Source organism: Stenotrophomonas sepilia (assembly GCF_003244875.1).
Classification (GTDB): domain Bacteria; phylum Pseudomonadota; class Gammaproteobacteria; order Xanthomonadales; family Xanthomonadaceae; genus Stenotrophomonas; species Stenotrophomonas sepilia.
The window spans coordinates 45,093-57,294 of the sequence record NZ_LXXZ01000026.1 but is presented as its reverse complement, the minus strand read 5'-3'; the positions used below and the strand labels follow the sequence as shown (position 1 = coordinate 57,294).

Sequence of the window (12,202 nt, the reverse complement as noted above, 5' to 3'; positions counted from 1 at the left end):
TCCGCAGATCACCAGGACCCCGCCAACCGGCGGGGTTTCCTGTTTCCTTTCTAGCGATTATTTAACGGTCCGGCGCCGATAATCGACGCATGAAACTCTGGTCTATTCGTGGAAACTCGCAGCGCCTGGACGGCGGCGCGATGTTCGGCAACGCGCCGCGTGCGTTGTGGGAAAAATGGGCGGCTCCGGACGAGCTCAATCGCATTGAGCTGGCCTGCCGTGCGTTGCTTGCCAGTCCGCTGGAAGGCAAGACGGTACTGTTTGAAACCGGTATCGGTGCGTTCTTCGACCCGCGCATGCGAGAGCGCTACGGCGTGCAGGAAAGCCAGCACGTGCTGATCGATTCACTGCGCGAAGCGGGTTTCGAGCACGAGGACATCGACGTGGTGGTGCTCAGCCACCTGCACTTCGATCATGCCGGTGGCCTGCTTGCCGCATGGAGCGAAGGGCGTGAGCCCGAGCTGCTGTTCCCCAACGCAACCTATGTGGTTGGTGCGCAGCATTGGCAGCGCGCCGTGCAGCCACACCCGCGCGATCGGGCCAGTTTCATACCTGAGCTGCCCGGCCTGCTGCAGGCCAGTGGCCGCCTGGAAGTGGTGGATGGCGAGTACTCGAAGGCGCTCGGCCGCAGCGTGCGCTTCAGCTACAGCGATGGGCATACGCCGGGGCTGATGCTGGCCGAGATCGTTGGCCACGCGCATGCCGGTGAAGATGCGCACGGTGGCGTGGTGTTCTGTGCCGACCTCATCCCAGGTCGTTCATGGGTGCACGTGCCGATCACCATGGGCTATGACCGCAATGCCGAATTGCTGATCGACGAGAAACGGCAGTTCCTTGAGGACAAGCTGGCGCGCAACGTGCGGCTGTTCTTCACCCACGACCCGCAGGTGGCGCTGGCGCAGCTGGGCCGTGATGACAAGGGACGTTTCGTGACCCTGCACGAACAGGGCGAGCTGAAGGCGCGCGCCCTGGGGTAATGGCAGAGCCGAGCGTGGGCTCGGCTCTGCATCACTCGTCGTTACGACGCCTTCAGGCAGCTGCTCATGAAGGTCTTGCGCGCATCGCCTGCCAGTTTCTTCGCGCCCGCGTCAGCGTTGCACTTGCGCATGCGTTCCTGCTGCGTATTGACCGGCTTGGTTTCGGCAGCCTGGCCACTGAGGCAGGAGCTCTGCGCGGTCTTGTAGGCATCCCCCTTCAAGCCCTTGTTCTTGGCCGAGCATTCGGCCATGCGTTGCTGCTGCGGGGTGGTGGCGTTGGCAGCCAGGGGCAGGCCGGCCAGCAGGACGGCGGCCAGCAGGAATGAGGCCTTCATCGCGAGCTCCAAGGGTGGCGGGTGCGCGGAGCATTCGCCTCCGGCCGGCAAGGCCACGTGAAGAATCACGCGTCGGCCACACCCGCGTCCACGGGCGTTCACGTGCCGCGGCGAAGCGCGCCCGCGAACGGTTGTCGAGTCAGAGCCCTCTCCTGCGGAGAGGGATCCGACCGCGGTTTGCCGGATCAGCCGACGCGGGTGCCGAAGATGCGGTCACCTGCGTCGCCCAGTCCGGGCAGGATGTAGCCCTTGTCGTTGAGCTGGGCATCGATGGCCGCAGTGTAGATTTCCACGTCCGGGTGCACGGCCTTCACTGCTTCGATGCCTTCGGGCGCGGCCACCAGGAAGATGCCCTTGATGCGACGGGCGCCGGCGCGCTTGAGCATGTCGATGGTGGCGATCAGCGTGCCGCCGGTGGCCAGCATCGGGTCGAGGATCAGTGCGTCGCGCTCTTCCAGGCGGCCGGTCAGGCGCTCGAAGTAGGGCACCGGCTGCAGGGTTTCTTCATCGCGCTGCAGGCCGACCACGCTGACACGGGCGGCCGGAATCAGCGACAGCACGCCGCTGAGCATGCCCAGGCCGGCACGCAGGATCGGCACCACGGTGATCTTGGCGCCGGCAATGCGCTGCACCGTCACCGGGCCGGCCCAGCCGGCCAGGGTGTGCGGCTCGGTATCCAGGTCGGCGGTGGCCTCGTAGGCCAGCAGCGTACCCAGCTCGTTGGCCATCTCGCGGAAATCCTTGGTGCTGAGCGCAGCGTTGCGCATCAGGCCGATCTTGTGCTGCACCAGCGGGTGGCGCACTTCGACGATCTTCATGGTCGGGAAGGGGAATAGGGAGAGAGGCCGCCATTTTGCCGGATTGGCGGGGCGAAGCCCAAACCGGGCCCGGGGCCGCTGTACATGAAATGTGCAGAGGCATGTCACGGCCATGCAACCTTGCGGACATACCGTGCAGACCCATTCTTAACAGGAATGGGGATTCCCAGTGCATATCAAGACTCCGTTGGCCGTTGCCATCACCCTGACCCTGGCAATGGGGGTGCGGCACCGCTGCAGGCCGCCGGGCAGCAGGCGGTAGCCGCTACCGGCGCCGTGGCGGCCGACGCGGTCGACCTGGACCGTATCGAGGTGCGCGCCCAGCTCGAATCGCAGATCCGAGCGGTCGACCTCAAGCGCGGCAGCGACGCCATCGAAGACGCGGTGTCCTCCGATGCCCTGGGCCAGTACCCGGACAAGAACGTGGCCGAATCACTGCAGCGCCTGCCGGGCATCAGCGTGACCCGTGACCAGGGCGAGGGCCGTTTCGTGGTCATCCGTGGCCTGGACGCCAATCTCAACAGCGTCAGCGTGGATGGCATCGCCGTGGGCACGCCGGAGGATTCCAGCCGTGCCGCGCCGCTGGACGTGATCCCGTCCGATTCCACCGAACGCCTTCGCGTGGTGAAGTCGCCGACCCCGGACATGCCCGGTGATGCCATCGGTGGTGCCGTGCTGGTGGAATCGGCCTCGGCCTTCGACCGCGACGGTCGCAGCCTGCGTGGCAAGATCGAGGGCAGTCACCAGCAGCTGTCCGGCGAGACCAGCCCGAAGGCGGCCTTCAACTACAGCGAAGTGTTCAACGACACCTTCGGCGTGGCGCTGGGCGTGAACTACCAGAAGCGCAGGTTCGAGTCGGACAACACCGAAGTGGAGTACGACGGCGAGGACGATGCCGCCCCCGGTGACGTGACCGCGATCAACCTGCAGCACCGCAAGTACGAGATCGAGCGCAAGCGCATCGGCGCCAACCTCAACCTCGACTGGCGGCCGGACGAAGACAGCCGGTACTACCTGCGCACGCTGTACAGCCAGTTCGACGATGCGGAGACCCGCCAGCGCGTGATCTTCAACTTCGACGACGCGAAGATGGTCAAGACCGGCACCGACCAGTACCGCCTGGATGGCATGCCGGAGGATTCGATCGACAAGCGCATGCGCTACCGCACCAAGAAGGAAAACACCTTCGCGGCCAGCCTGGGCGGCGAGAACAAGTTGACCAACGCCGTGGTCGATTACCGGATCGGCTACACCCGTACCGAAGAGCGCGTGAACGACGAGATGGAGGCGCGTTTCAAGCTCAACGGCAAGGCGTTCAACGGCAGCCTGGACCAGAGCAGCCGGCTGCCCAGCTACAGCTTCGACAACCCGCAGTGGCTGGACAACAGCAACTACGCGTTCGACCGCTTCGTGCTTTCGCCCAAGCAGGTGAACGACAAGGAGCACAGCGCGCAGGTCAACGTGCGCTTCGACGGCGACAGCAGCAGCATCAAGTTCGGTCTGCTGGGCCGCTGGCGCGACCGCGACGTGAATGTGGATGAGCGCGAACTGCGCGTCGGCCCGAAGGTGACGCTGGCGGGCTGGACCACCTCCTCGCCCGAACATCGCCACGGCAACTTCGGCGACGGTATGGATTCGGCTGCGATGCGTGCCTTCTGGGCAGCCAACGGCAGCCAGTACAGCGCCCGCCCGCAGGACGTCGGCGGCAATGCGATGACGTCGCTGGAAGAGGATTACGTGGCCAGCGAGGACATCTTCGCCAGCTATGCCATGGGTACCTGGGACGTGGGTGCGCTGCGCATCATCGGCGGCGTGCGCGTGGAGAACACCCGCTTCAAGGCGATCGGCAACCAGGTGGACGTGGCCGCCAACGGCCGCAGCTTCACCGTCACCCCGCGCGTGGCCAACAGCAGCTACACCAACGTGCTGCCGGGCCTGCACCTGCGCTATGACGCGGCTGATGACTGGGTGCTGCGCGCCTCGGCCAACAAGACCGTATCGCGCCCGTCCTTCGGCGACGTCTCGCCGCGCGTGGGTTACAGCCGCGGTGACGAGGAAGTGCGCCTGGGCAACCCGGAACTGGATCCGTACGAGTCGAAGAACATCGACCTGTCGGTGGAGAAGTACATCGGCAGCAGCGGCATCGTTTCGCTGGGCCTGTTCCACAAGTCGATCGATGGCTACATCGTCGGAACCGTGCGCACCAATGATCCGGCCTACGGTGGATTCGATGTGACGCAGCCGATCAATGGTCGCGAGGCCACCGTGCGTGGTGCGGAGTTCAACTGGCAGCAGCAGCTGGCCTTCCTGCCGGACGGCCTGGGTGGCCTGCTGGTCGGCGCCAGTGGCACCTGGCTGGATACGAAGTTCGATGCCGGCATCAAGGACCGTGCGGGTGAGGACTTCACCCTGCCACGCGCCTCCAAGCACGTCTACAGCGCGCACATCGGCTATGAGAAGTACGGCTTGAGCACGCGCCTGGCGGCCGTGTACCGCAGCGAGTACCTGGACAGCATCGGCAAGGGCCGCGCGTTCGATATCTACGTTGCGCCGAATACCCAGCTCGATTTCTCGCTTGACTACAGGTTCACCCCGCGCGTGAGCGTGTACTTCGAAGCGCAGAACCTGCTGGACAAGCCGCTGGAGCTGTACCAGGGCACGCGTTCGCGCACCCTGCAGATGGAAGAGTACGGCCGCACCTATGCGCTGGGCCTGAAGGTGGCGCTGTGATGGGGCGTGGCGTCACCGTCCTGGCCGCCGCGCTGGCAGCTACGCTGGTCGCCGGCTGCACGCCGGCCACCGGCACCGATCCGGTTGCGGGAGCGGCCGCGCCGGCCGCCGGAGGCGAGCGCGTGGTGACCACCATCGCCGAAGCCTTCCTGTCACCGATGACCCCAGCCGACAACATCGATTCCCCCGCGGCCTGGCGCGCGCCGGACGGCGCGCTGTGGCTGATCGCCACCGCCAAGGCCACCGACAAGCTGGTGGTCTACGACGGCAGCACCGGACAGCACCTGCGTGACGTCGGCAGCAGCGGCACCGCACCGGGGCAGTTCGACCGCCCAAATGGTATCGCGGTGATCGACGACCTGCTGTGGATCGTGGAGCGCGACAATCACCGCGTGCAGGTACTGCGCCTGCCGGACTTCACGCCGCTGGCGACGTTCGCTGCGGACGACCTGCGCAAGCCTTACGGACTGTGGGTCGACCGTCGTGCCGATGGCTACAGCGTCTACGTCACCGACTCCTGGGACAACGGCGAGGATGCACAGGGGCGTGACGTCCTGCCGCCGCTGGCCGAGCTGGACAAGCGCGTGCGCCAGTATCACGTGACCCGCAATGGTGAGAAGGTCGACGCGAAGCGGGTGGCCAGCATCGGCGATACCACCGAGGCGGGAGCGCTGCGCGTGGTCGAGTCGATCTGGGGCGATCCCGAGAACGACCGCCTGTTGATTGCCGAAGAAGACGAGAGCTACGCCAGCGAGTTCAAGGTCTACACCCTGGCGGGCCGCTTCACCGGCACCACCTTCGGCCGCGACGTGTTCAAGGCGCAGGCCGAAGGCGTGACCCTGCGCACCTGCGGCAAGGATGGCTGGTGGATCACCACCGAACAGGGCAAGCAGCGCAGCGTGTTCCATCTGTTCGACCGGCACACGCTGAAGCCGGTCGGCGCGTTCCAGGGCAATACCGTGGCCAACACCGACGGCATCTGGATGATGCAGCAAGCCAGCACGCGCTTCCCGCACGGCGCGCTGTATGCCGTACACGACGATCAGGGTGTGGTGGCCTTCGACTGGGAAAGCATCGCCAAGCAACTGGCGCTGCCGCTGGAGTGTGGTGCATGAGCCGGCAGCTCGTGATGCGCACGCTGGCCCTGGGCCTGCTGCTGGCGCTGCCGTCGCTGTCGATCGCGGCGGCCGAACCGAATACCCAGGTGCCGGCAGGTAGCCGCCACTACGCAGCGACGACGGTGCCGGACCGCATCGTCGCCTCGCCGGCGGCCGATTCCAGCCATGGGTTCGCAGTGGCCTGGCGCACCGATGGCAGCGTGCAGGCGCCGCTGCTGGAGATCGCAATGGCCGCAGATTCGCCGGCCATCGAAGGCATCCGCCAGGTTCGTGCGACGACCCGCGCGCTGCAGACCGAGAACGGCCTGTCGCACCACCATCGTGCAGATATCGATGGCCTGCAGCCGGATACCCAGTACGTCTACCGTGTGCAGGGCAACGGCAGTTGGAGTGCATGGAACCAGCTGCGCACGCTGGCTGCCGCCGACCAGCCGCTGACCCTGCTGTACTTCGGCGATACCCAGAACAAGAACGTCAGCCATGTCAGCCGCGTGGTGCGTGCCGCGCAGAAGGCCGCACCGCAGGCACGCATGAGCCTGTTTGCCGGCGACCTGGTCAGCGGCGGCGACAACATGGATGACAGCGAGTGGGGCGAATGGTTTGCCGCCGTCGGCTGGCTGGCGCAGGAAATGCTGGTGGCGCCGGCCATAGGCAATCACGAGTACTTCGAGGAATTCGAGGACACCCCGCAGGAGCGCCGGGTGCTGGGCCGCCACTGGCCGGTCACGTTCGCGTTGCCGGGCAATGGTGCCAGCGCTGCGCAGCAGAGCAGCTACTGGTTCGATGCGCAGGGCGTGCGCGTGGCGGTGGTCGATGGCACTTCGGCACTCGACCTTGGCACGGCCAAGGCACAGGCGCAATGGCTGGACAAGGTGTTGACCGGCAATCCGCAGCCGTGGACCATCGTGTTGCTGCACCAGCCGTTCTACTCGCCGCGCGAAGGGCGCGAGAACGCCGCGCTGCGTGAGGTGCTGTTGCCGGTGGTACGCCGCCACAACGTCGATCTGGTGCTGCAGGGCCACGACCACACCTATGGCCGTCGTGGCGAGGGGCAGGCCGCAACGCCGCAGTACGTGGTGACTGTAGCCGGACCGAAGCAGTACCGCCTGTCCGATGAAGCGCGCAGGACGATGAACCCAGTGGCCGAAGACACCCAGTTGTTCCAGGTGTTGAACATCGACCCGCAGCGCCTGCGCTATGAAGCGCGCACCGTGACCGGCCGTCTCTACGATGCCTTCGAACTGCGCCGCGATGCCAAGGGGGGAAAACAGCGCATGGAGCTGACCGAAGGCCGCATCACGCCGCGTGATTGCCCGCGTGCGCAGACCGCCAAGGGTCGCGCCGATCGCTGCTGGGAATGAGGACACGCCGATGACCACGCCCCGTCGCATCCTTCCTCTCGCTGCCATCGGCGCCGCTCTGCTGTTGCTGACCAGTGCGGTGACCGCTGCCGATACCGTGCTGCATCCGTTCCTGGTGGCCCAGCCAAGGGAAGCCCCGCAGGAGGTGAATCTGGCGGTGGAGATTCCCGCCGGCAGCGTGACCAAGTACGAGATCAAGGAAGACGGCCTGGTGCATGTGGACCGCTTCCAGTCGATGCCGGTCGCCTATCCGGCCAACTACGGTTCGATGCCGCGCACGTTGGCTGGCGACAACGATCCGCTGGACGCGCTGGTGCTGACCCGTGAACCCCTGCATCCGGGCGTGATCGTACGCTTCCGGCCGATCGGCTACCTTAAGATGATCGACGGCGGCGAGCACGACGAGAAGATCATCGGCGTGCCGACCGACAAGGTTGACCCGACCTACGCCAACATCCGCGACCTGGCCGATCTGCCGGAGATCGAAAGACAGCGCATCGAAGCGTTCTTCCGGGTCTACAAGGACCTGCCGGCCGGGCGCAACGCGGTGCAGCTCAACGGTTGGGGCAACGCCGCCGAGGCGCGGGCGCTGATCAGCGAAGCGATGAAGCGCTTCGAAAGGTAGATCCGCGCCATGCGTGGATTCAGTCCAGCAACGTCTCGATGAACGATTCGGCCTGCAGGCGGTCGCCCAGTACCCGGGCCACCGCCTGTACGGCTGCGTCCTGGTGTTCAGGGCGGATGCCGCCATCGTCATCGTCGTTGTAAAGGTCATCGCCGGCATCGAGGTACACCGTGCCTGCTGCAGCCAGAGCTGCCATCAGGGTCGGCACGTCGGCAGCCATTTCGTCGGCATCCAGCAGGCCGGCACCGTGATGGCTGAACAGCACACGGCCGTCGTCCAGATCGAGGATGAACGGATCAGCGCTGCGATCGGCAATCACCAGCCAGTTCGAGGGCCAGTCGTTGATCCGTTCGCCGCTGATGCCATGCCATCGATAGCCGGCCTGATGGCTCCACAGGCGTTGCAGCGGCGGTATCCAGACATCAAGGCCGGGAACGGTGATGCCGGCGGTGCCTACCCGGGCATTGATCACTTCGCCCAGCGGCCCGACCTGCGCGTAGAAGCGTGCCAGTACCGGGGGCAGCGGGAACGGGCCCTGCCAGTCGCTCTCGTGCTGGGCATGCAGCAGCCCGAAGCGGGCGAATGAGGCGTGAAGATCATCCATGTCAGAGTCCATCGGGTAGCGGCCGTGCAGCCTAGCAGACGGCGTCTGCGCGCATCGCCTTCACCACCGCTGGCTATCATGTGCGCCTTCCACAACGAAGGCATTGCCTGTGTCGGTAGCGTTGGTATGGTTCCGCCGTGATCTGCGGCTGCAGGACAATCCGGCCCTGCAGGCCGCGCTGGATGCCGGTCACCATGTGGTGCCGGTCTACATCCACGCGCCGCATGAAGAGGGGGAGTGGACGCCGGGTGCCGCCTCCGATGCGTGGCGCCACCGTTCACTGGGTGCCTTGGATGCCGACCTGCGCACGCGCGGCTCGTCGCTGGTGCTGCGCAGTGGTGACAGCCTGCCGGCCCTGCAGTTGCTGATCGAGCAGACCGGCGCCGAGGCGGTGTACTGGAACCGCAAGTACGAGCCGGCCACCCAGCCTCGCGACGCCACCATCAAGCGCACGCTGCGCGAGCAGGGCGTCGACGCGCAGAGCTGCAATGGCAGCCTGTTGTTCGAGCCCTGGGACATCGCCACCCAGCAGGGACAGCCGTACAAGGTGTTCACGCCGTACTGGCGCAACGTGCTCAGTCATTGGCGCCTGCCGGCACTGCAGGCCGCACCGCAGGCACTGGCGACGCACGCGGTCGACAGCCTCGCAATTGATGATCTACAGCTTGCACCGACGCTGGATTGGGATACCGGCTTCTGGGAGCACTGGCAGCCGGGCGAAGCCGGTGCGCTGGAGGCGCTGTCGGTGTTCGAGGACGGCGCCTTGCGCGGTTACCGCGAGCAGCGAGACCTGCCCGATCGCGTGGGCACCTCGCGGATGTCGCCGCACCTGCATTTCGGTGAGATCGCACCGTGGCGCATCGCGCATGCGCTGGAAAGACGGCGCAGTGCCGGCACCGATGCCGACATCGACGGCTATCTGCGGCAACTGGGCTGGCGTGATTTCGCCTACCACCTGTTGCATCACTTTCCGAAGACGCCCACGGACAACCTCAATCCGCGTTTTGACCGCTTCCCCTGGGCGGCGCCGACTGCAGCGCAACTGCACGACTGGCAGCGCGGCAACACCGGCGTGCCGATCGTTGATGCCGGACTGCGCGAGCTGTGGCACACCGGCTACATGCATAACCGGGTTCGGATGATCGTGGCCAGTTACCTGTGCAAGCACCTTCGCGCGCACTGGCTGCATGGCGCGCGCTGGTTCTGGGACACCCTGGTCGATGCCGATCTGGCCAACAACACGATGGGCTGGCAATGGGTGGCCGGGACCGGCGCCGATGCCGCGCCGTACTTCCGGGTGTTCAACCCGGTCACCCAGGCCGAGAAGTTCGATCCGCAGGCCCGCTACATCAGCCGCTGGGTGCCCGAGCTGGCGGCGCTGCCGGTGAAGGCGCGGTTTGCGCCGTGGCAGCATCCTCTGCTCCTGGCCGCACACGCGCCTGACTACCCACGCACGCCGATGGTGGACCTGGCAGAGGGCCGCGATGCTGCGCTGGCGGCATACCGCCAGTCGGGGGCGGGGTAAAGGGTGACCCGAGCGATCCGGTCAGTTAGCTGAACGCGGCCCTGTCGGCGCACCGGATCATCATCCCGACATCGCATTCGGCTGTTTATCCTCTCTGCGCCCGCAAGCCGCCGGCCGACCGGAAACCAAGGAGAACCTCATGATCCGCAACACCACCCGCAACGTCGCACTGGCCCTGATGAGTGCGGCCGTCCTGTCGGCCTGCGCCACCGGCGGCTCCTATGTGCAGAGTGACCAGTACGGCAACCCGACCGAACAGCAGAACCGGACCGGCCGCAACGCGCTGATCGGTACCGCCATCGGCGTGGCGGCCGGCCTGCTGACCGGCGACAGTGCTACCGAGCGGCGCCAGCACGCGCTGATCGGTGCCGGTATCGGCGCACTCAGCGGTGCCGCCGTCGGCCAGTACCAGGATCGCCAGGAACGCGCACTGCGCGAGCGCACCGCCAACACCGGCATCGATGTGCAGCGCCAGGGCGACAACATCATGCTGAACCTCCCGGACGGGATTACCTTCGACTTCGGCAAGGCGACCCTGAAGCCGCAGTTCTATGGCTCGCTCAACGGCGTGGCCGGTACGCTGCGTGAGTACAACCAGACCATGATCGAGGTGGTTGGCCACACCGACAGCATCGGCAGCGACGCGGTCAACAACCGCCTGTCGAAGGAACGCGCCGACTCGGTCGCGCAGTACCTGATCGGCCAGGGCGTGCAGAGCGTGCGTATCGAAACGCTGGGCGCCGGCAAGGCGTACCCGATTGCCGACAACAGCACCGACGCCGGCCGCGCCAAGAACCGCCGCGTCGAGATTCGGGTGATTCCGCTCAAGCAATAACGCGTAGCGTTGCTGCTTGAGCCGGTCCGGGCATCGGCCGGAACGAAAATGCCGCCCTTGCAGGCGGCATTTTTGTGGGTGCCGAGCGTTGCTCGGCACGCCGACAGCGCATGCAGAGTCGAGCCGCGCTCGACTCCCTCTGTAAGCCATGCCGACCAAGGTCGGCATCTACCAGGAGATGGATAGGCGCTCTTGTTGCAGGTTACGCCGCCGAAGCGGCCACCTTCTCCAGGATCCGCTTGCCACTGTTCTCCAGCGCGGCATCTTCCTGTGCCTTCTGCTGCTGTGCCAGCTTCGCGCCGGGGCACTGCGCCAGCATGTAGTTGGCATCGAAGTTGAGCTTCTCGACCAGGAAGTCGACAAATGCACGCACCTTCGGCGAGACCAGGCGGCCGCCGGCGAATACGGCATTGAAATCCACTTCCGGGCCGGTCCAGCCGGCCAGCACGCGGCGCACCATGCCCGATTCGACGAACGGCTTGGCCATCACATCACCGGTCAGCAGCAGGCCTTCGCCACAGACCAATGCACCATTCAACGCAGACATGTCGTTGGCGGTCATCAGCGGGGTGACCGGGAAGTCGCGCAGTTCGCCCCCGTTCTCGCCCAGCTGCCAGGTGAAGCGCGGCGAGTTGCCGGTATGGTACGGCTTGCGCATCGCCAGGATGCGATGGAACTGCAGCTCTTCCGGATGCAGCGGTTCGCCATAGCGCTCAATGTAGGCCGGACTGGCGAACACCTGCGTGCGCAGGCTGCCCAGCTTGCGCGCGACCAGATTGGAATCGGGCAGGGCACCCACGCGCAGTGCCAGGTCCGCTTCACCGGCGATCAGGTCCAGCTTCTCGTTGCCCATGTGCATGTCCAGGCGGATCTCTGGATACTGCGCATGGAACTGGCCCAGCAGCGGCGCAATCCAGGTGATGCCGATCGAGTAGGGCACAGTGAAGCGCAGCCAGCCGCGCGGGCCGGACTGCAGCTGGCTCACCGCGCTCTCCGCTTCTTCCAGCTCGCGCGCGATGCGCTGGCAGTGCTCGTGGTAGATCGAACCGGCTTCGGTCAGGCCGAGGCGGCGCGTGGTCCGGTGCAGCAGGCGCGCGCCCAGGCGCGTTTCCAGCTCCTGCACTTTGCGGCTGACCGTGGTCTTGGGCAGGCCGAGCGATTTGGCAGCAGCAATGAAGCTGCCTTGCTCGACCACTTTGACGAAGATCAGCGTCTCGTTGAGATCGTGGGACATGGTCGGGGGTCCTGGACGTCGGGGATGGGACAATCGTGAC

Annotated in this window: 10 protein-coding genes and 1 pseudogene; 7 read left to right on the top strand and 4 right to left on the bottom strand. The window is 66.0% G+C overall.

Features of this window, described 5'->3' with window-relative positions; translation table 11 throughout:
* Positions 1-89 precede the first annotated feature (89 nt).
* Complete coding sequence (locus A7X97_RS02550) at positions 90-977, top strand: MBL fold metallo-hydrolase (protein WP_072168323.1); 888 nt, start codon at positions 90-92, stop codon at positions 975-977.
* Between the two features lie 41 nt (positions 978-1,018).
* On the opposite strand, the gene A7X97_RS02545 is transcribed toward A7X97_RS02550, so the two are convergent.
* Together A7X97_RS02545 and upp are read right to left on the bottom strand one after the other, a co-directional pair.
* Positions 1,019-1,312, bottom strand: a complete 294-nt coding sequence (locus tag A7X97_RS02545) for a PsiF family protein (RefSeq protein WP_049413317.1) — start codon at positions 1,310-1,312, stop codon at positions 1,019-1,021.
* A gap of 185 nt (positions 1,313-1,497) precedes the next feature.
* A complete protein-coding gene (gene upp / locus A7X97_RS02540; RefSeq protein WP_088497186.1) occupies positions 1,498-2,130 on the bottom strand; it encodes a uracil phosphoribosyltransferase in 633 nt (210 codons plus the stop codon).
* A 169-nt stretch (positions 2,131-2,299) separates the two neighbouring features.
* Here upp and A7X97_RS02535 point away from each other — a divergent pair.
* The 4 genes and pseudogenes from A7X97_RS02535 (at position 2,300) to A7X97_RS02520 (ending at position 7,964) form a co-directional block, all read left to right on the top strand.
* Positions 2,300-4,860: pseudogene (locus tag A7X97_RS02535) on the top strand (TonB-dependent receptor).
* Positions 4,860-5,975, top strand: coding sequence for an NHL repeat-containing protein (locus A7X97_RS02530; RefSeq protein WP_111007572.1), 1,116 nt, complete (start codon positions 4,860-4,862; stop codon positions 5,973-5,975). Before A7X97_RS02535 ends, A7X97_RS02530 begins: the two are co-directional and overlap by 1 nt.
* A complete protein-coding gene (locus A7X97_RS02525; protein WP_072168320.1) occupies positions 5,972-7,339 on the top strand; it encodes a purple acid phosphatase family protein in 1,368 nt (455 codons plus the stop codon). The genes A7X97_RS02530 and A7X97_RS02525 overlap by 4 nt, the downstream gene beginning before the upstream one ends.
* Before the next feature lie 10 nt (positions 7,340-7,349).
* Positions 7,350-7,964, top strand: a complete 615-nt coding sequence (locus tag A7X97_RS02520) for an inorganic diphosphatase (RefSeq protein WP_088497189.1) — start codon at positions 7,350-7,352, stop codon at positions 7,962-7,964.
* Between the two features lie 19 nt (positions 7,965-7,983).
* Here A7X97_RS02520 and A7X97_RS02515 read toward each other — a convergent pair whose 3' ends face one another.
* Positions 7,984-8,568 carry an SMI1/KNR4 family protein gene (locus A7X97_RS02515; protein WP_053499158.1) on the bottom strand — a complete coding sequence of 195 codons (585 nt, stop codon included), beginning with the start codon at positions 8,566-8,568 and terminating at the stop codon, positions 7,984-7,986.
* A gap of 109 nt (positions 8,569-8,677) precedes the next feature.
* On the opposite strand from A7X97_RS02515, the gene A7X97_RS02510 reads away from it, so the two are divergent.
* Both A7X97_RS02510 and A7X97_RS02505 read left to right on the top strand, forming a co-directional pair.
* Positions 8,678-10,093, top strand: coding sequence for a cryptochrome/photolyase family protein (locus A7X97_RS02510; RefSeq protein WP_088497190.1), 1,416 nt, complete (start codon positions 8,678-8,680; stop codon positions 10,091-10,093).
* A gap of 139 nt (positions 10,094-10,232) precedes the next feature.
* Positions 10,233-10,928 (top strand): YiaD family glycine zipper/OmpA-like lipoprotein, encoded by a 696-nt coding sequence (locus tag A7X97_RS02505; protein WP_005416156.1) that lies wholly within the window; start codon positions 10,233-10,235, stop codon positions 10,926-10,928.
* A 202-nt stretch (positions 10,929-11,130) separates the two neighbouring features.
* On the opposite strand, the gene A7X97_RS02500 is transcribed toward A7X97_RS02505, so the two are convergent.
* Positions 11,131-12,162 carry a LysR family transcriptional regulator gene (locus tag A7X97_RS02500; RefSeq protein ID WP_061477953.1) on the bottom strand — a complete coding sequence of 344 codons (1,032 nt, stop codon included), beginning with the start codon at positions 12,160-12,162 and terminating at the stop codon, positions 11,131-11,133.
* Positions 12,163-12,202: the final 40 nt, after the last annotated feature.